The following is a 20,543-nucleotide window of genomic DNA, read 5'->3' as shown; positions in this document are numbered from 1 at the left end:
CGCCATGACAATAACTCCTGAACAATTGATCGCAATGCTACCGCTATTGATCGTCGGATTGACGGTGGTGGTTGTGATGCTGTCCATTGCGTGGCGACGCGATCATTTTATTATTGCCACTTTGACAGCAACAGGCTTCATCATTGCGCTGGGATCACTCTATTACGTTAATGCATTAGGCGTAGTGGACGTTACCACGCTTTACCATGTTGATGGATACTCTAGCTTCTTTACCGCGCTAGTGATCCTTTCTGGTATTGGAACTATAGCTTTTGCTTATCCTTGGTTAGAAGGCTATCAAGATAACAAAGAAGAGTTTTACTTGCTGATTGCGATTGCGGTCATTGGGGGGATTTTACTCTCTTCGGCTCACCACTTCGCATCGATGTTTATTGGTATTGAATTACTGACATTACCGCTGTTTGGTCTTATCGGTTATGCATTCCAACAACGTCCTTCTTTGGAAGCAGGTATTAAATATATGCTGCTTTCAGCAGCAGCATCTTCTTTCTTACTGTTTGGTATGGCACTTCTCTATGCAGAAGCAGGAAACCTCTCCTTTACTGCGATGGGGCAGAGTTTAAGTGATAGCAATATTCATAAACCATTAGTACTCGCAGGTTTAGGTATGATGTTAGTGGGAATTGGCTTTAAATTATCTTTATTCCCATTCCAACTGTGGACACCCGATGTTTACCAAGGCGCACCAGCACCAACTGGCGCGTTCTTAGCGACAGCAAGTAAGATTGGTATTTTTGCTGTTGTTATGCGTTTATTCCTTGAAGCACCCGCTGCGGATAGTGAAACCTTACGAATGATCTTAGGTTTCATGGCAATTGCCTCTATCTTATTTGGTAACATCATGGCGTTAACGCAAAAGAGCGTGAAGCGCTTACTGGGTTACTCTTCAGTATCGCACCTTGGTTATCTGCTAGTGGCATTAATTGTATTGCAATACAGCCCTGTATTAGCACAAGAAACAGCTGAAATTTATTTAGCGGGTTACTTGTTTGCAAGCTTAGGGGCATTTGGTGCTATTGCAGTAGCTTCAAGTCCTTACCATGAGAGCGAAATGGATTCACTGGAAGATTACCGCGGATTATTCTGGCGTCGTCCTGTGGTTGCTGTGGTGATGTCGCTGATGATGTTATCACTGGCAGGTGTACCAATTACATTAGGCTTCATTGGTAAACTGTATGTCATCATTGCAGGTATCAGCTCAAGCTTATGGTGGTTAACAGGTATGGTTGTGTTAGGTAGTGCGATTGGCTTATTCTACTACCTACGTGCTGCGGCTATTGTCTTCTTACGTAAACCAGACAATGACAACACTCCAGCCATTTCAACAACATCACAAAATATGGCGACATTTGTTGCACTAATCTGTGCAATTGTTGTTATCGCATTAGGTGTGTGGCCACAACCACTTATTGAATTAACTAATTTTGCGATTATTGCTCCAGCAGTAAATTAATCGACATTATTAGATAATAAGATAATAAAACGGCTCTTTATTACAGAGCCGTTTTTTTTAGTTAAGGCGTATTGCTGTTTAGCTTTTCCGACGTATCGTAATATAAAGAAAAATCATCTAAGAATGAAAATAGAGGAATAATAATATCTTCTGTTAATAAAATATTATTTTCTAAAGTAGAGAGTTGTAAGTTAATATTATCCCAATATTTATTTAACTGTTCTAATTGATCGATAAATACTTTTAGATAATAATCGATATCAATTAGTTTATAGTAGTGTTTTAGAACAAATAGGGCATTTTGCTTTTTGTTTCTTAATTGATTGAGTTGTTTAATTTGTTCTAGGTAATTTGCTGTTAATTGGTGACGAGTTTCAATGATTTTAGTATAAGAAAAACCATGATTTAAGGTTGAAAATAAATTATTAAGTATTTCTATCAATGAAGATAGCAGGTTTTTCTCTTTAGGTTCAATATTGAGTTCTTCTATTTCTGACTTTGACGGAATAGAACTTTTGAAGAGGTTGAGAAAATATCTTTTATTTAGAAGCTCTTCACTTTCTCGAATGATATTCAGTTCTTGCTTCGTTTTTTCTGAATCTATCTCTAAAGTTGAAATGTTTTTTGTTAGTTGGTTAATCAAATCCTTTTTATCAGTGATAAAGGGTGTGACCTTATGAGTGATAAAATGTTTTTTAAGTCGCTTTATTTCCATTGATAGAAATAAATTATGTTCACTAATTATAGTGCTTGTTTCGTTTATCTCGTTTAGATATAGATCTATGATCTCTTTTTTTTCTACTTCCAGTTTTAATTTTAACTCTACATCAAGAGTTTCCTTTTTTATCTCTTCATCAATTTCATTAATGGTTTTAAATATATCGTTGAGTAATTTTTGTCTTAATCGACTTTTTAATAATAGAGAAAAATAAATGATACTCTCAATATTTTTATTGTTTTTCTCTAAGAATAAGGTTAGCTCATTGTCAAAATCATTATTCATATAACATTTATTATTACTTAAATGAAGAATGTTTCTATATGCATGAAAGAGTTTATTATGTTCAAAAGGTATTTCTGAGATGATGCGAGTTTCATTATTATTCATAACAATTCCTTTTGTTAATTTGAGGAGTAAAAAGAAGAGAGAGCATTATCGAAAGAGATTAAGATCTCTTTTGAATAACCAATTACCATATACCAAGGTGAAATGATTTTTTCTAGATAAATACTAAACTTAATAAGTTCTAATGCATTGTTTATTTTGTTGAAATTATTAATTGATGCTTCTAGTTCCGTTAATATGGCTTGCCAAACATATTCAATATGCTCTAGTGCCATATTTGTATCTTCGATAAGTTGTTGTATCTCTTCCAGTTCAATATAAAGTGAATTTAAATGTAGTGATAGGTTGGTGTAAATATCTATCTCTTTATTGAGGTTTTTTACTTTATCAATTAATTGATTCCTTTTTTTACGAATATTTTCAGCTTTTGAACCAAAAATTCCACCTGTAATAATAACGCCGATAATGCCCGCTGCAAGCCCTGTAAAAGCAAGGATAACATAGTTTTTATATTCTTCTTTGAGTATTGAGATATCTTCAATCAGTAAATCACGTTCATCACTTAATAGAGGATTATTTTTATTATAAAATTCATTAATGAGTCTCTTTTTATTAAGAATTTCATGATAAATAGAGTGATGAGCAACATTTTTACTGTCTTTCCAACCCATGATTTTACTTCTGAACGTGGATAAATTCTCTTTTAATTTAAGTGTTTTATCTCGCTCAGTTTCAATATCTTCTTTCATACTTTCTAATATATGAATAAGTTGAATGGAAACTTGTTTATCTTCAGAGGTATATTTAATGTTGGTTAACTCTTGCTCAGAAAGATCATGCATGGTTGTTGATATTTTAGTAAGTAACGGCATTTGATTAATAAAGGCAATAATATTTTCACCTGTAGAAGTAATTTCTCTACCAATAATTTCTAAATCAATCGCTTGCTGTTTTATTGAATATTCTATCTTATTCCATTCTAGGGCATGCTCTCGTATTTTGATAAAAAGAGATAAAATATTTTCTGGTAAAAGTTGTTGTATGCTTATTTGGTTGTAACCAATAAAATCTATTACATCATCTAGTTTGTAAGGAAGTGAAAGCGCTTTATTAATATAAGATTTTATCTTAATTAAATCAGGAGCAGTCACAATTCCTGGTAATCGACCATTTTCGATATCTATTCCTAATATTAAACCTAGTGCAACTTTAGGAACATCGGGCGCTTCGATAAATTTATCTACTTGTTCAAAGATGGTTGTATCCATATAACCCCTCTTATGTATAATGTTTTTCGTCTATACAGTTCAGCCTTAAAATGATTTGTTCACGATTTAAGTTTTTAGATTAATGCATCTACTTTGTAACATGAAAAATACAAAACTTTGATAAATGACAAAGGTTATAATTAATCAACCCTTTGATAATTTGTATAGAGACGTATAATCTCCCTTTTAATTAGTTGTGGGTATTGGAGTGGAAAAGGTTAATCCTGTGTTTTCGACACTGTACGAAAAAGTTAAAAATATAAATCTGACAGCACAAGGTAATCTTTTACATTTGAAAGTCACCTTGCCATCAGAGGTTTCATTTTCATTGCTCTCATGGCTTGCTGCACAGTCGTATTATCCCCAATTTTATTGGCAACATCGCGATGAACATGAAGAAGTCGCTGCTTGCGGGCAATTACGCTGTTTTAATCATATTCAAGATGCTTGCAAATTCTTAGGTTTACATCATTGTGATGCAGACAGTGATGATGTGCGTATTTGGGGCTTAAATGCGTGGGATACCATTATTCCAGGCCACATTGATAAAATAAAAGGCGATGATGCCTACCTTTTTTTGCCTCGCATTGAGATTAGGCGCCACCAGCAACAGCTTTCTGTTCATCTAAATATGTTGGATGAAGGTGATAAGCAAAATACATTAGATTTTCTGCAAACATTAAATCAAGCTGTAGAAATTGAACCGCTTTCTGTTTCTGTTACTCATGTTAATCACTCTTTAACGCAAGAGCAGTGGACTCACTATCTCAATATTGCCTTAGATGAAATTAGCCAAGGTTTATTTGAAAAAGTTGTCCCTGCAAGAGCGACATGCTTAACTCTAGATAACCCGCTGAAAGCGATCCAATTTATGAAAGCGAGCCGTGATGTTAATCATCATTGCTATCACTATATGCTGGCGTTTTCACCTTCAGATGCATTTATGGGATCAACTCCAGAAAGATTATATAAGCGTGATGAGTTGATGCTTTATACTGAAGCGTTGGCAGGTACAGTCGCGAGTTCTGATAACGAGCAACAAGCCACTGAATTTGCAGATTGGTTGATGAATGATAAGAAGAATCAACATGAAAATTTGGTTGTAGTTGATGATATTTGCCAACGATTACAAGGTGGTGTTGACGGTATTGATGTTTCACCCGCGGATGTTATCCGATTGCGTAAAGTGCAGCATCTTCGTCGCTATATACATGGTAAATTAATTGACTCTGATGACATCGATTGCTTAAAGCGATTACAGCCAACTGCAGCCGTATGTGGCTTACCAAGAAGTGTCGCGCGTGCATTTATTCGTAAGCATGAACCTTTTGAGCGTCGTTGGTATGCGGGCTCTGCGGGATATTTATCTCTCCCCCATGCAGAATTTGCGGTCAGTTTACGTTGTGGTGAGTTGCACGATGATGCATTGACTTTATACGCTGGTGCAGGAGTTGTTGCAGGATCTGATCCTCAGCAAGAGTGGACTGAAATCGAAAATAAAGCGGCAGGTTTACGTACATTGCTGGAAAAAGAGAATTAATTTCTTACAGATAATTTCAGTTTGAATAAATAATATCAGCGTAATAATCAAAATTTGATGAGTAGTTTTTTAAAGCCAGTTATTTAGTGCTACTCTTCAAATAACCACTGCTAATTGTTAACTAATTGATGCTATTCTTTAGAACACTAGCGCTATTTATTCCTATTCTTAACGATAAAAAAGAGCTCATTGAAAATAGAATGGATGATTAGCCTAAATAATGCACTCTTTGAGTGTTTTCTTTAACGATTTATTTAACGAAAACTTCTGTTCATTGAACTAGGCTAAGGAAAAGTATTTAGGAACAGATATTATAATAGCAATTGCAGGTTTTCGTTGTTGGGATGATCAATGTCTAATAGTTCGTTTAATCGCCAATGGGCTAAAGTTATACTCGAAACTTTGACTCGTCATGGCTTACGCCATATCTGTATTGCCCCCGGATCTCGTTCGACACCTTTAACACTTGCGGCGGCTGCCAATCAAAAATTAGTCTGCCATACGCATTTTGATGAGCGTGGTCTTGGTCATTTAGCTTTGGGCCTCGCAAAAGCAACCAAAGAGCCTGTCGCTGTGATCGTGACATCAGGAACAGCTGTTGCCAATTTATATCCTGCGTTGATTGAAGCCGGGTTAACGGGTGAGCGTATTGTCTTTCTAACCGCGGATAGACCGCCTGAATTAATTGATTGTGGTGCAAACCAAGCTATTCGCCAGCAAGGTATTTTTGCAACACATCCTTCACAGACACTCTCGTTACCAAGACCAACAGCAGATATTTCTGCAAGCTGGTTAGTTTCTACCCTTGATAATGCCATGAATATATTGGTTCATGGTGCATTACACGTCAATTGTCCTTTTGCAGAACCTTTATATGGTGATGATGTTGAAACATCGACTCCATGGACTGAAGCTTTAGGGGATTGGTGGCAAAGTGATAAACCGTGGCTACAAGAAACACTTTTTACTTCTGTCATTATGCATCCTCAATGGAATGCATTGCGTCAGAAAAAAGGTGTGGTTATTGCAGGACGTATTAGCCCAGAAGAGGGCGTTGAAGTCGCAAAATGGGCTTCACAATTAGGTTGGCCTTTATTGAGTGATGTATTATCACAAACTGGGCAGCCGTTACCTTGTGCCGATTTATGGTTGAATAATCCACAGATAAAATCAGAATTAAATAAAGCTGAAATCGTTATTCAATTTGGTTCAAGTTTAACAGGCAAACGCTTATTACAATGGCAAGTAGGATGTTCGCCAAAAACGTATTGGATTATTGATCCTATTCCGGGACGCTTAGATCCTGGTCATCATCAAGGTGAGAAATTTACATTACCACCGATGCAGTGGTTAACGGCACATCCTGCGGTTGATAATTCACCGTGGACAAATGCATTAACTCAGATAGCTAAACAAACCTATCAAAAAGTCAGTGAAATAACGGATTATTTTGGTGAAGCACAGGTTGCGCACCAATTAGATAAATTACTTCCTAATGATGGACAGTTATTTGTTGGCAATAGTCTAATAGTGCGATTAATCGATGCATTTGCTCAGCTTCCTCGAGGTTATCCTGTGATGAGCAATCGAGGTGCGAGTGGTATTGATGGTTTGATTTCAACATCTGCGGGTGTTCATCGTGCAACAGAAAAGCCAACATTAACAATATTAGGCGATTTATCGGCACTGTATGATTTAAATAGTCTAGCGTTGCATCAACAAGTTTATGCGCCTAATGTTATTATCGTAGTGAATAATAACGGTGGGCAAATATTTTCAATGCTACCAACGCCAGAGGCAGAGCGAGAACGCTTTTACTGTATGCCTCACTCATTAAATTTCGAACATGCAGCCGCAATGTTTGGCTTGCATTATGTATCACCAACAAGTTGGGATGCACTGTTAACGACTGTTCAGGCGTGCTGGACAGGGGCGCCAACAACGACATTAATTGAATTAATTGTTGATGATACTGATGGTGCAAAAACATTAAATCAGCTGGTAAAACAGGTAACATCTCATGACTTTAGCATGTCAGCGATATAATACCCATAATGAAGGGCCTTGGTTAGTTTGGTTACATGGGCTATTAGGTGAAGGTTGTGAATGGGAGCCTGTTATTCAGGCTTGCCATGAATATCCATCACTTGTGATTGATTTGCCTCGTCATGGTGGTTCTGCATCTATCAGCGCGAAAGATTTTGTTGAAGTTAGTGCATTGCTAACAGACACACTTAAAGAGCAAGGTATTGATCATTATTGGTTAATTGGCTACTCGTTAGGTGGCAGAATTTCTATGTATCACGCGTGTTTTGGTGATACTACAGGGTTAATGGGATTGATTGTAGAAGGCGGAAATCCGGGGTTATATGATGCAACGGAAAGGCAAAGTCGCCTTGCACATGATAAACGCTGGGCTGAACGTTTTCGTAATGAACCTATCAGTGACGTATTAACACAGTGGTATCAGCAACCGGTATTTGCCGATTTAAGTGATGATAAACGCCAGTTACTCGTTGAAAAACGTTGCCGTAATGCGGGTTTTTGTATTGCTGAAAGTTTAGAAACACTTTCTTTAGGTAATCAACCTTGGCTTGTTACTGAATTACAGCAACTCACTTTGCCATTTATTTGGCTTTGTGGCGAAAAAGATAATAAATTTCGATCTATTGCGCAGCAATATTCGCTGCCATTAACGACTATCCCGCATGCTGGTCATAATGCCCATCAGGCACAGCCTGTTGCTTATGCTGCGGTGATAAATCATGTTTTATCCCTCTTTGGTTAAAGGAACCTAATTATGCTTTACCCGAGCGAAGAAAAATTATATGCACCGATTGAATGGCAGGATTGTTCTGAAGGTTTTGAAGATATCCTCTATCATAAATCAGTCGATGGCATTGCAAAAATTACGATTAACCGCCCGCAAGTGCGTAATGCTTTCCGTCCTTTGACAGTGAAAGAGATGATCCAAGCATTAGCTGATGCACGTTATGATGACACAATTGGTACTATCATTTTAACGGGTGCCGGTGAAAAAGCATTCTGTGCAGGTGGCGACCAAAAAATTCGTGGCGACTACGGCGGATATCGCGATGATAGCGGTACTCATCACCTGAATGTATTAGATTTCCAACGCCAAATCCGTACTTGTCCAAAACCTGTTGTAGCAATGGTTGCAGGTTATTCTATCGGTGGTGGCCATGTACTTCATATGATGTGTGATTTAACTATTGCTGCTGAAAACGCTATTTTTGGTCAAACTGGTCCTAAAGTGGGCTCTTTTGATGGTGGCTGGGGCGCTTCTTATATGGCTCGTATTGTTGGCCAAAAGAAAGCGCGCGAAATCTGGTTCTTATGCCGTCAATATGATGCAAAAGAAGCATTAGAAATGGGCTTGGTTAACACCGTTGTTCCTTACGCAGATCTTGAAAAAGAAACTGTACGCTGGTGTCGTGAAATGTTGGAAAACAGCCCAATGGCATTACGTTGCCTGAAAGCAGCATTAAATGCAGACTGTGATGGTCAAGCAGGCCTTCAAGAATTAGCGGGTAATGCAACTATGCTGTTCTATATGACAGATGAAGGTCAAGAAGGTCGCAACGCCTTTAACGAAAAACGTCAACCTGATTTCACTCGATTTAAACGTAACCCATAATGCGAAACGCCAAACTCTATTCATTCAGCCTACCTGTAGATGCAGGCGTTGTTCTGCGCTATCAAAGGCTAAAAACGCGTGATGGTTTTCTTGTCTGTTTAGAGCAAAATGGCAAACAAGGATGGGGTGAAATTTCACCTCTTCCTGAGTTTAGCCGTGAAACTTTAGAACAAGCACAAGAAGCCGCACAATCTTGGTTAACAGCTTGGTGCGCGGGTGAAAACCCTGTTCATAGTGAACTGCCAAGTGTGGCTTTTGGTATTAGCTGTGCATTAGCAGAGCTTGAAGATACATTGCCACAAGACGCGAATTATCGTGCTGCACCTTTATGTAATGGCGATCCTGATGATTTGATTTTAAGCCTTAATGATATGGAAGGTGAAAAGGTCGCTAAAATCAAGGTTGGTTTATATGAAGCAGTGCGTGATGGGATCGTTGTTAACCTGTTATTAGAAGCTATCCCTGACTTAAAACTAAGACTTGATGCCAATCGAAGCTGGACACCAGCAAAAGCAGAAGGCTTTGCAAAGTATGTTAATCCGCAATGGCGTGACCGTATTGCGTTTTTAGAAGAGCCTTGCAAAACACCTGAAGAGTCACTGGCTTTTTCTCAAGCAACTGGTATTAACATCGCTTGGGATGAAACTGTGCGTGATGATGGTTTTGAAGTAAAACTACAACCTGGTGTGACAACGATTGTTATTAAACCTACGTTAGTGGGAAGTCTTGAACGCTGTCAAATGCTTGTTAAACAAGCACATACGTTGGGGTTAGATGCCATTATCAGTTCAAGCATTGAAAGTAGTTTCGGACTCACTCAATTAGCTAGAATTGCACAATGGTTAACACCTAATAGCATTCCGGGGCTCGATACTGTTGATTTGATTAAACAACAACTTATTCGTCCTTGGCCAAATGTGGACATTCCGCTTATCTCTCTTGAACAGCTAGAGACAGTATGGCAACAGTAGTTCCATTTAAACAATGGCCGTGGCATCACTGGGCACAACTATACCCAAATGAAACGGCCATCATTTCAGGTGTTTCACCAATTACATGGCAGCAACTAAGTTGTCATATAAATCAGTTAGCTAATAATTTTGCTAAACAAGGTGTTGATACACAAAGCACTGTGCTGTTGCGTGGAAAAAATCACATCAATCTTGTTTTCGCACTGCTCGCTGTTTTTCAATGTGGTGCAAAGGTTTTACCTTTAAATCCACAGCTTCCAAAATCTTTACTTGATGAATTATTGCCTCACTTAGGCATTGATTTTTATGCTGATTTGAGTGAAATATCGCTAGATTTAAATGCAACATTGCTTGATCTTAGTGGTATTGAACTAGATAACATGTCACGTCAATATAAAACTCAAACAGTAAATGATGTTTTATGGGAGCCATCTCGTATGGCAACACTTATTTTGACATCAGGTTCATCAGGTTTACCTAAAGCCGCGGTACACACTTTTGATGCACATCTTTGCAGTGCAATGGGTGTTTTATCATTAATGCCTTTGGAAAAAGGGGATAGTTGGTTACTTTCTTTGCCTCTATTTCATGTTTCAGGACAAGGTATACTTTGGCGCTGGTTATTACGCGGAGCAACACTGGTGGTGCGTGAAATGCATCCTTTTGTAGATGCTTTGCAAGGTTGTACCCATGCCTCTTTAGTTCCCACACAGCTATGGCGCTTCTTACAAAATAGAGCGCAACAAGATAATCAACAACCTATTACCCTAAAATCTGTTTTATTAGGGGGAGCAATGATCCCTATTGAGCTAACGCAAGAAGCAGAACATTGGGGAATTCAATGCTGGTGTGGTTACGGCATGACAGAAATGGCATCGACCGTTTGTGCTAAGAGAGCGGATGGTAAAGCTGGAGTCGGACTTCCACTAAAAGGTAAAAGTGTTAGGTTAGTGAATGATGAGCTCCAGATAATGTCTGACAGCATCGCATTAGGTTATTGGTTTGATGGTCAATTAAAACCGCTATCGCTTACGGCTGATGGTTGGTATTCAACGCGAGATAAAGGTTGTTTTAGTGCCGAAGAATGGTGTGTTTTAGGCCGTTTGGACAATCTTTTTTTCAGTGCTGGCGAAGGGATCCAACCAGAAGATATTGAAAAAATTCTTAATACACATCCAAGTGTTAGCCAATCTTTTGTTGTCCCTATCGATGATGCCGAATTTGGACAACGTCCAGTTGCAGTTGTTGATGCTGATATTGAAATCATCAATCAATTACCACAGTGGTATCACTCCCGATTAGCCGGATTTCAAAGACCTGTTGCTTGCTTACAACTTCCTGAAAGCCTTAAAAATGGGGGAATAAAAATCTCTCGTAAACAAATACAACAATGGATGAAAGGGCAATTGTTGAAGTAATAATGGTGTATTTGTCGATCCTCCTATCAACATTCTATTTCTAATATAAAAGGTAGATAAAAGTAATTTAAATCTATGTTCGCCATGGTTAAAATGATGAGCGTAAAATAGACAATAAGTCTTAAAGATTATTAGAGAAAGGCGCCCGAAGGCGCCTTATTATTTTTGCCGAGTTGCTCACAGGGCTTCTTATTATACGGTTATTTAGCGTCTTTTTTTGCTAATGCTTTCATTGCTTTTTCAACACCAGCACCATATTCAGGATGAACTTTCTTAAATAAGGCAATTTGACGTTTTTGTGTATCTTTACTTGCTTGAATTAACTCACCTGCGATGCGAGAAAACATACGTTGATGCTCTTCATCACTCAGTAATTCATACAGTGCACGAGGTTGGCTGAAATAATCTTCGTCTTCACGATGGTTCCAGTGATCTGCAGCACCTTCAATTGATAATGGTGGCTCTTTAAAATTAGGCTGTTCTTGGAACATGCCACCATTATTTGGCTCATAAGTAATACCGCTACCACTATTACCATCAACACGCATTGCACCATCACGATGATAATTATGGAATGGGCATTGTGGCGCATTCACAGGGATTTGATGATGATTAACACCTAAACGATAACGGTGAGCATCACCATAAGAGAATAGGCGACCCTGTAGCATCTTATCTGGGGAGAAGCCAATGCCCGGAACAATGTTGGCAGGGCTAAATGCTGCTTGCTCTACATCAGAAAAATAGTTTTCAGGGTTACGGTTTAGCTCGAAATAGCCCACATCAATTAATGGATAATCAGCATGAGGCCAAACTTTAGTTAAATCGAAAGGATTATAAGGGACTTTTGACGCTTCTTTTTCTGGCATCACTTGAATTTGTAAATTCCAGCGAGGGAAATCACCGCGTTCAATCGCATCAAATAAATCACGTTGTGAGCTTTCTCTATCTTTACCAACCAGAGTCTCAGCTTCATCATCCATCAGATTTTTAATGCCTTGCTGACAACGGAAGTGAAATTTAACCCAGAAACGCTCATTATCTTTATTAATAAAGCTATAAGTATGGCTACCAAAACCGTGAATAAAACGATAGCTTTGTGGTAAACCACGATCGCTCATATCAATAGTTAATTGGTGCAAAGCTTCTGGTAAATGAGAGAAGAAATCCCATTTGTATGCCATATTGCGTAGGTTGGTTTTAGGATCACGTTTTACAACGTGGTTTAAGTCTGGGAATTTCAGGGCATCGCGAAGGTAGAAAACAGGGGTGTTATTACCCACCATATCCCAATTACCTTCTTCAGTATAAAATTTTAACGCAAAGCCACGAATATCACGTTCGGCGTCTGCGGCACCTCTTTCACCCGCAACGGTTGAAAAGCGAGCAAACATTTCTGTTTTTTTACCCACTTTAGAGAAAATTTTAGCGCGAGTATATTTCGTAATATCGTGAGTGACTTTAAATGTACCAAAAGCACCAGAGCCTTTTGCGTGCATACGTCTTTCTGGAATAACTTCACGATCAAAGTGAGCTAGTTTTTCTAAAAACCAGACATCTTGAAGTAACATCGGACCACGAGGGCCTGCTGTCATTGAGTTATTATTGTCTACAACAGGTGCACCTGACGCCGTTGTTAGCTTTTTCTTTTCCATCACATATCTCCAGTTTATGAAATAGTAAACGTTCTAAAAAAATAGCATGTGTGAATAAAACGAAGCGAACAGCCTTATATTTATTATGGTTAATATTGACTGTAATTCCACTTTAGCAATATTGGACTCATTAATAAAACCAATTAGACCAATAATATTGATAGATGTAACTTATTTACATAGATTGAAAATTCTACAGATTATCTTTCAATTTTGAGTCAAGTTGTTTAATAAATTTGTTGTATAATTATAAGTTAGGACAATTATTTGCTGGAGTAATAACAATGAAAAAATATTTATTGGTCGGTGCGATAAGTGCGCTGTTTGTGGCTGGAAATGCCAATGCAGTATCAATGAATATTCAAGCAGGGGAACATTATACTGATGTTCGTGCTGGTTTAGGTGATCCTAATGCGGGTCTTTCTTTTAATGGTAACTGGGCTCGTAGTGATCATGATGGTCAAGTAGGAAGCTTAGGTGCAAAATTTGCGTTACCTTTAGGGCCTTTTTCAGCAAGTGTTGGTGGTAAAGCACTCTATTTAGCACCCAAAAATGGTGATGATGGCGCTGCTTTAGCGGGTGGTGTGGGTCTTAACTGGAATGTTCTGCCTTCTTTAAGTGTGTATGGCGAAGCCTATGCATCTCCTGAAGGATTAACCTCTGGTAGCAAATCTTATTATGAAGCTGATGTGGGTGCACAATTAACGGTATTTAAACCATTGCATGTTAATGCAGGTTATCGCGTGATTGAAATTGAAAACTCACATAATAGAAGCAATAATAAATTAGCTGATGGTTTCTATGTGGGGGCTGGTTTAAGTTTCTAATCTAGACGCTATATCTGAATCAAAAAAAGCAGGTGTCTAAAATCAGCACCTGCTTTTTTGTTGTCTATAAGAAATCTATATAAGAAAGGGAGTTAGCCAACTTGAGGTAATAAACCAAAAGTGATGGCGATTTGAATACCAATAACCACCAGACCACAAGTAAATACAATACCTAATGCACCTTTCCCACCTTTAACTTTGTATTTATCAGCACCATTTTGTTCTTGTCTGACTTTCCATACTAATAAAGCCGGCAGAAGTAATGCTAAAATTGATAGTGCAATAGCAGCATAAGCTAATGCTTGCACAAAGTTAGGGAAATAAAGCGCACAAACCAAAGGTGGAACAAAGGTTAACAGGCTTGATTGCATACGCCCAGTTGCGCGATTGCTGCGCTTAAAGAGATCTGCAAGGTAATCAAATAGACCTAATGCAACACCAAGGAATGAAGTAGCCAACGCCAACGCAGCAAATAGATTAACCGCAATATTTACGCGAGGTGTAGCAACAACATCACGAATAGCCGTCAGTAAGCCATTTAATCCCGATTGTTGCGCCATAATTCCCATAAAAGTATTTGTTGGGATGGCACCTAATGTGGCAATTTGCCATAAGATATAAGCAACAAGCGGAATAGCACTACCAATAATAAAGATAATACGTAGCTTTTTAATATCGCCATTCATGTAACTTACGATACTTGGCACACTACCGTGGAAACCAAATGAAGTAAAAATAACGGGAATAGCAGCAAGAATAAGTCCTTGAGCGACTGGCATTGACGTTAAATTGACGCTTTCAACGTGGGGTAACATCACAACCAGCATAAAGATTAAGAAGAAAACTTTTGCTGTAAATAGCAGCCGATTAATCATATCAACTGATGTGGTACCAATTCCTACTACAGCTCCGCCAATCACTGTAAAGATAATAATACCTTGAGTGACAGAAAGCTCATGATCAATCCAAGATGAAAGGGTAGCCGAAAGTAATTCACCTGCACCACTAATATAAGCGGTCGTTAACGCATACATTAATAGCAACAATGCGAGACCAGTGATAACTTGACCACCTACACCGAGATAGCGTTTTGCGATAGAACCGAGACCTGTATGAGGATCGTTGTATTGATAAACTTCCACCAGCAGTAATGCGGTATAGCTCATCAATAACCATAAGCCAATAAGCAATAGCATCATCGTGCTAAAGCCAATACCCACGGCAGCCAGTGGCATTGCCAGCATACCTGCCCCAATTGTTGTTCCTGCAACAATAAAAACACTGCCTATAGTGCGATTCTTCACAAGATCCTCTGTTCACTAGACTATTTTATTTATTTAAAAAGCAGAGTATAAGAATGGTAAATTTCTGTCAAATTTTAATTACGTATAGTGTAATGATTAGTTTACAAGAAAAGATTTTATGAATAAAAAAACGCCAATCATAAATATGAATTGGCGCTTTAAGAGAAGGGTTTATAAGAGCGTTAATCGTCAAGCTCTACCATTCGTCTTATTTGATCACGATTAATTTGTTTAATCTGTCCAGTTTCTGAATCTTTGTAGGTAATTAATCCAGTTGCTTCATCTTCTTGGGGTTTATCTGTCGTTAAAATTGTTTCCCCATTTACTGTTTCTATTTTTTGTGGGCTTGAACAGCCAGCAACAAGCAGAATTGATGTAGAAATAGCAATGACTGAGAAAATAGACTTTAATTTCATAATGCTTTTCCTTTTTTTATCGTGTTAACTTAACCTTAGTCAAAGTTGAACAAGAGTGTTAGAAAAAAGCTCAAATTAAGATAATTCAAATTATTCAGAGTAAATTTCTATTTCGATATCACTGATGGGATGACAACTACAAGGTAAGATTTCATCAGGTTGGATAAACGCTAAAGGTTCATTACGATAACAAACTTTGCCTTTCACTAGGCGCAGACGACAAGAGCCACAATAGCCTTCGCGACATTGGTATTCAACTTGGACTTTCCCATGCTCTAATGCATCAAGCAAAGAGGGATGGGTGTCAGTATGAAATTCTAAAGGTTTTGAAAGACCCTGCTGATGCAGGGTCACTTTATGAGATGCCATAACGTATCGGTGTTATTTCTCAGTATTACAGTTCAAAGTTACTTAAATCGTCAGTATCAACTTGTGAATCGATTTGACCCACTAGGTAAGAACTGACTTCAACTTCTTGAGGCGCCACTTGAACGTTGTCAGACACTAACCATGCGTTGATCCATGGAATAGGATTAGAGCGCGCTTTAAATGGTAATTTAAGACCCACTGCTTGCATGCGAATATTAGTAATATATTCAACATATTGGCAAAGGATATCTTTATTTAAACCAATCATCGAGCCTTCAGAGAATAGGTATTCAGCCCATTCTTTTTCTTGCTCAGCAGCTTCAACGAACAGGTCATAACACTCTTGCTCACATTCTACTGCAATTTCTGCCATTTCAGGATCATCTTGACCTGAACGCAGTAAATTCAGCATGTGTTGTGTACCTGTTAAGTGTAGCGCTTCGTCACGAGCAATTAGTCGAATGATCTTCGCGTTACCTTCCATCAGTTCACGTTCAGCAAAGGCAAATGAACAAGCAAAGCTAACATAGAAGCGGATTGCTTCTAGTGCGTTGACGCTCATTAAGCACAGATAAAGCTGTTTCTTTAATTTACGTAACGTGACGTGAACTGTTTTACCTTTAACTTGATGGTCGCCTTCACCATACATGTGATAAAGATTTGTCAGCTTGATTAACTCGTCATAGTAAGAAGAAATATCACGTGCACGTTTTAAAATTTCTTCATTTTCAACGATATCATCAAACACAACTGACGGATCATTAACGATATTACGAATAATATGAGTATAAGAGCGTGAGTGAATGGTTTCAGAGAATGACCATGTTTCAACCCATGTCTCTAACTCTGGGATCGAGATCAAAGGTAAGAATGCCACGTTAGGGCTTCTGCCTTGAATCGAATCCAACAGCGTTTGATATTTTAAGTTGCTAATAAAAATATGTTTTTCATGATCAGGTAATGCATTGTAGTCAATACGATCACGAGAAACGTCCACTTCTTCTGGACGCCAGAAGAAGGAGAGTTGTTTTTCAATTAACTTTTCAAAAATAGGATATTTTTGCTGATCATAACGCGCTACGTTAACAGGTTGCCCAAAAAACATGGGCTCCTGAAGTTGATCATTTTTAACTTGTGAAAAAGTAGTATAAGACATAGCTTCCTCAATTAAATTTTACACGCGCCGCCTTCACAATCTGTATCTTCCGTCTCAACGACTTCTTCCAGATCACCCTGTACATCATCTGCACCATCACGGGTATTGTGATAATAAAGTGTTTTCACACCATATTTGTAAGCGAGCAGCAAATCTTTCAGCAGTTGGTTCATTGGAACTTTACCGCTAGGGAAACGAGTAGGATCGTAGTTAGTGTTCGCTGAAATGGCTTGGTCAACGAATTTCTGCATGATGCCCACTAACTGCAAGTAACCTTCAATACTTGGCATTTGCCATAGTAATTCATAAGCGCCTTTCAAACGCTCATACTCAGGAACAACTTGACGTAAAATACCGTCTTTAGAGGCTTTAATACTGATATAACCACGCGGTGGTTCGATACCATTTGTTGCATTCGAAATCTGTGAAGATGTTTCTGATGGCATCAGTGCAGACAGTGTTGAGTTACGTAAACCGTGCTCTTTAATGTCTTTGCGTAAACTTTCCCAATCGTAATGCAGAGGTTCTTTTGTCAGTACATCTAATGATTTTTTGTAGGTATCAATAGGTAAAATACCGTCAGCATAAGTGGTTTCATTAAACCATGGGCATGCGCCTTGCTCTTTCGCTAATTCATTAGATGCTTTTAATAAATAGTATTGAATTGCTTCAAACGCACGATGAGTTAAGTTATTTGCACTACCATCAGAGTAGCGAACACCGTGTTTTGCTAAATAATAAGCAAAGTTAATAACACCAATACCTAAGGTACGACGACCCATTGCACCTTGTTTTGCTGCTAAGATTGGATAATCTTGGTAATCTAACAGCGCATCTAAAGAACGAACGGCTAAACGAGCAAGTTCTTCTAAATCATCAAGATTTTCAATTGCGCCTAAGTTAAATGCAGATAATGTACACAGTGCAATTTCACCATTAGGATCTTTAATATCATTTAATGGTTTAGTTGGCAGTGCAATTTCTAAACATAAATTTGATTGGCGAATTGGTGCAACCGCCGGATCAAATGGGCTATGTGTATTACAATGGTCAACGTTTTGAATGTAAATACGGCCAGTTGATGCACGTTCTTGCATCATTAATGAGAATAACTCAACCGCTTTAATTTGTTTTTGGCGGATGCTCTTATCTTTCTCATATTGCACATATAAACGTTCAAATTCATCTTGATCAGCAAAGAATGCATCGTATAGACCTGGGACGTCAGAAGGGCTGAATAAAGTAATATCCTGACCTTTGATTAAACGTTCATACATTAATTTGTTTAATTGAACGCCGTAATCTAAATGACGAACACGGTTATCATCAACACCACGGTTATTTTTCAGTACCAGCAGGCTTTCAACTTCTAAATGCCATAATGGGTAGAACAAGGTTGCTGCGCCACCACGAACACCACCTTGCGAGCAAGATTTTACCGCTGTCTGGAAGTGTTTATAGAAAGGGATACAGCCCGTGTGGAATGCTTCACCATTACGAATAGCACTACCTAATGCACGAATACGACCCGCATTGATACCGATACCCGCACGTTGAGAAACATATTTTACAATGGCACTTGATGTCGCATTGATAGAATCAAGGCTGTCGTCACACTCAATTAATACACAAGAGCTAAATTGACGAGTTGGTGTTCTTACACCCGCCATGATTGGCGTTGGTAATGAGATTTTAAAGGTTGAAATCGCATTATAGAAACGTTCAATATAGTCCATACGTGTTGCTTGTGGATAACGAGAGAACAAGCAAGCTGCAACTAAAACATATAAAAACTGTGCGCTTTCGTAAATTTCACCTGTAATACGGTTTTGAACGAAGTATTTACCTTCTAATTGTTTAACTGCAGCGTAAGAGAAGTTCATATCACGTTGATGAACAATAAAGCTATTCATCTGTTCAAACTCTTCTTGTGTGTAATCTTCAAGAAGATGGCGATCATATTTGCCTAAATCGACTAATTTTTTAACATGATCATACAGTGTTGGTGGCTCAAATTGGCCATACGCTTTTTTACGTAAATTAAATACGGCAAGACGGGCAGCGAGGTACTGATAATCAGGCGTTTCACCAGAGATTAAGTCTGCAGCAGCTTTTACCAGTGTTTCATGGATATCAGCAGTTTTGATACCTTCATAAAACTGAATCTGAGAACGTAATTCAACTTGAGATACAGAGACATTTTCTAGACCTTCTGCGGCCCAGGTGATAACACGGTGAATTTTGTCTAAGTCAATGCGTTCTTTATGACCATCACGTTTTGTGACGAGCAGGCTGTGATTCATGAGCGATGCACCTTTCTTGCATTAGTGTTACCTGAAATTTTATACCGCAAAAAAACGCTCCCGATGACAATCTGTGTCAAGGAGTCTTGTGGTGTGAAATTTAAGGAAACACAATATATAGGGGTTGGTTCAAATGGTGATAACAAGATAAAGGTAATTGAGCGATTGATCAAGTGTACAAATCTGATTGTTTCTGTGGATAAATAGGGGATAAATTTTTTAACAACTGCCTGTACCCTGCATAAATACAGGCAGTAAGAAACACAAATTCAAGTGACAACGATGTAAAGTCAATTTTAAAAAATGTGATCGTTTGATGTTTTATTAAACCAAATCAAACTTTCAGTTTCACAAATTCGAGTTATGTGTCGATTGTGTGTGCACCATATAGTTCACATCGACATTTGGCGCTAATCGGAATTTGTCAGTGATCGGGTTATAATGTAAACCAATCATATTTTTGCTACGCAAATCGGTTTCATCAACCCAACTAAGTAATTCTGATGGGCGAATAAACTTATTAGCATCATGTGTGCCCTTAGGTACCATATTCAGAATATACTCCGCACCTACTACCAGCATCAGCCACGCTTTTTTATTACGATTGATGGTTGAGAAGAAAACATGTCCACCAGGTTTTACCAGTTTTGCACAGGCTCTTACAACAGATGAAGGGTCGGGAACGTGCTCTAACATCTCCATACAGGTAACGACGTCGTAAGTTTGTGAGTTTTCATTCGCGTGGTTTTCAACCGTATCTTGAATGTAAGTGACAGGAATACCTGATTCAAGCGAGTGCAAACGTGCAACTTGTAATGGCTCTGTACCCATATCAAGACCAGTTACCTCGGCCCCAGCACATGCCATACTTTCAGACAAAATACCGCCACCACAACCAACATCTAGGACTTTTTTTCCGAATAGGCCGTCTGCGCGTTCTTGAATATAGTTGAGTCTTAGCGGGTTGATGCGGTGTAATGGCTTAAATTCACCTTCAAGATCCCACCACCGTGATGCGACGCTTTCAAACTTGTCGATTTCATGCTGATCCACGTTAGCATGTAAAGAGGTTGTTTTATCATTCATCAGAAAGTATTACTCCTATTTTCATATTGCCA

At 38.4% G+C, this 20,543-nt stretch carries 17 protein-coding genes; 8 read left to right on the top strand and 9 right to left on the bottom strand.

Annotated features, from left to right (window positions below; translation table 11 throughout):
* Positions 1-4 precede the first annotated feature (4 nt).
* A complete protein-coding gene (gene nuoN, locus C0T34_RS03320; RefSeq protein WP_098942364.1) occupies positions 5-1,474 on the top strand; it encodes an NADH-quinone oxidoreductase subunit NuoN in 1,470 nt (489 codons plus the stop codon).
* A gap of 61 nt (positions 1,475-1,535) precedes the next feature.
* Here nuoN and C0T34_RS03315 read toward each other — a convergent pair whose 3' ends face one another.
* On the bottom strand, positions 1,536-2,582 hold the full coding sequence (locus C0T34_RS03315; protein ID WP_109849687.1) for an alpha-xenorhabdolysin family binary toxin subunit B: 1,047 nt from the start codon (positions 2,580-2,582) through the stop codon (positions 1,536-1,538).
* A 14-nt stretch (positions 2,583-2,596) separates the two neighbouring features.
* Positions 2,597-3,808, bottom strand: a complete 1,212-nt coding sequence (locus C0T34_RS03310) for an alpha-xenorhabdolysin family binary toxin subunit A (protein WP_109849686.1) — start codon at positions 3,806-3,808, stop codon at positions 2,597-2,599.
* 208 nt (positions 3,809-4,016) lie between these two features.
* Here C0T34_RS03310 and C0T34_RS03305 point away from each other — a divergent pair, with 208 nt between their 5' ends.
* The 6 genes from C0T34_RS03305 to menE all read left to right on the top strand — a co-directional run bounded on the left by C0T34_RS03305 (position 4,017) and on the right by menE (position 11,395).
* Entirely contained in the window at positions 4,017-5,348 is a 1,332-nt protein-coding gene (locus C0T34_RS03305; protein ID WP_098942367.1) for an isochorismate synthase, read from the top strand.
* Positions 5,349-5,699: 351 nt separating this feature from the next.
* Positions 5,700-7,394, top strand: a complete 1,695-nt coding sequence (gene menD, locus C0T34_RS03300; protein ID WP_109849685.1) for a 2-succinyl-5-enolpyruvyl-6-hydroxy-3-cyclohexene-1-carboxylic-acid synthase — start codon at positions 5,700-5,702, stop codon at positions 7,392-7,394.
* Positions 7,369-8,136, top strand: a complete 768-nt coding sequence (gene menH, locus C0T34_RS03295) for a 2-succinyl-6-hydroxy-2,4-cyclohexadiene-1-carboxylate synthase (RefSeq protein ID WP_109849684.1) — start codon at positions 7,369-7,371, stop codon at positions 8,134-8,136. The genes menD and menH overlap by 26 nt, the downstream gene beginning before the upstream one ends.
* A gap of 12 nt (positions 8,137-8,148) precedes the next feature.
* A complete protein-coding gene (menB, locus tag C0T34_RS03290) occupies positions 8,149-9,006 on the top strand; it encodes a 1,4-dihydroxy-2-naphthoyl-CoA synthase (protein WP_075670662.1) in 858 nt (285 codons plus the stop codon).
* The gene (gene menC / locus C0T34_RS03285) at positions 9,006-9,977 is read left to right on the top strand and encodes an o-succinylbenzoate synthase (RefSeq protein ID WP_098942370.1); all 972 of its coding nucleotides are present in this window, start codon (positions 9,006-9,008) and stop codon (positions 9,975-9,977) included. The genes menB and menC overlap by 1 nt, the downstream gene beginning before the upstream one ends.
* The gene (gene menE, locus C0T34_RS03280) at positions 9,965-11,395 is read left to right on the top strand and encodes an o-succinylbenzoate--CoA ligase (protein WP_109849683.1); all 1,431 of its coding nucleotides are present in this window, start codon (positions 9,965-9,967) and stop codon (positions 11,393-11,395) included. Before menC ends, menE begins: the two co-directional genes overlap by 13 nt.
* A gap of 200 nt (positions 11,396-11,595) precedes the next feature.
* Here the strand turns inward: menE and C0T34_RS03275 are convergent, their stop codons facing one another.
* Entirely contained in the window at positions 11,596-13,050 is a 1,455-nt protein-coding gene (locus C0T34_RS03275; RefSeq protein WP_098942372.1) for a catalase, read from the bottom strand.
* A gap of 284 nt (positions 13,051-13,334) precedes the next feature.
* Here C0T34_RS03275 and C0T34_RS03270 point away from each other — a divergent pair, with 284 nt between their 5' ends.
* On the top strand, positions 13,335-13,877 hold the full coding sequence (locus C0T34_RS03270) for a YfaZ family outer membrane protein (protein ID WP_088495143.1): 543 nt from the start codon (positions 13,335-13,337) through the stop codon (positions 13,875-13,877).
* Between the two features lie 92 nt (positions 13,878-13,969).
* Here the strand turns inward: C0T34_RS03270 and tyrP are convergent, their stop codons facing one another.
* From tyrP to ubiG, 6 genes are all read right to left on the bottom strand, one after another.
* Positions 13,970-15,181: a tyrosine transporter TyrP gene (gene tyrP / locus C0T34_RS03265; RefSeq protein ID WP_098942373.1), complete on the bottom strand. Its 1,212-nt coding sequence runs from the start codon at positions 15,179-15,181 to the stop codon at positions 13,970-13,972.
* 182 nt (positions 15,182-15,363) lie between these two features.
* Positions 15,364-15,597, bottom strand: a complete 234-nt coding sequence (locus C0T34_RS03260) for a YgdI/YgdR family lipoprotein (RefSeq protein WP_036935606.1) — start codon at positions 15,595-15,597, stop codon at positions 15,364-15,366.
* A 90-nt stretch (positions 15,598-15,687) separates the two neighbouring features.
* Positions 15,688-15,966: a class I ribonucleotide reductase maintenance protein YfaE gene (gene yfaE, locus C0T34_RS03255; protein WP_075670674.1), complete on the bottom strand. Its 279-nt coding sequence runs from the start codon at positions 15,964-15,966 to the stop codon at positions 15,688-15,690.
* A gap of 25 nt (positions 15,967-15,991) precedes the next feature.
* The gene (gene nrdB / locus C0T34_RS03250) at positions 15,992-17,122 is read right to left on the bottom strand and encodes a class Ia ribonucleoside-diphosphate reductase subunit beta (protein WP_098942374.1); all 1,131 of its coding nucleotides are present in this window, start codon (positions 17,120-17,122) and stop codon (positions 15,992-15,994) included.
* Positions 17,123-17,133: 11 nt separating this feature from the next.
* On the bottom strand, positions 17,134-19,425 hold the full coding sequence (nrdA, locus tag C0T34_RS03245; RefSeq protein WP_098942375.1) for a class 1a ribonucleoside-diphosphate reductase subunit alpha: 2,292 nt from the start codon (positions 19,423-19,425) through the stop codon (positions 17,134-17,136).
* A 348-nt stretch (positions 19,426-19,773) separates the two neighbouring features.
* Positions 19,774-20,511 carry a bifunctional 2-polyprenyl-6-hydroxyphenol methylase/3-demethylubiquinol 3-O-methyltransferase UbiG gene (gene ubiG / locus C0T34_RS03235; RefSeq protein WP_109849681.1) on the bottom strand — a complete coding sequence of 246 codons (738 nt, stop codon included), beginning with the start codon at positions 20,509-20,511 and terminating at the stop codon, positions 19,774-19,776.
* Positions 20,512-20,543: the final 32 nt, after the last annotated feature.

Origin of the sequence: Proteus sp. CA142267 (assembly GCF_003336825.1) — a bacterium.
GTDB classification, from domain to species: Bacteria; Pseudomonadota; Gammaproteobacteria; order Enterobacterales; family Enterobacteriaceae; genus Proteus; species Proteus terrae.
Note: the sequence above shows the minus strand (reverse complement) of the source record. Positions and strands in the feature narration are given on the sequence as shown.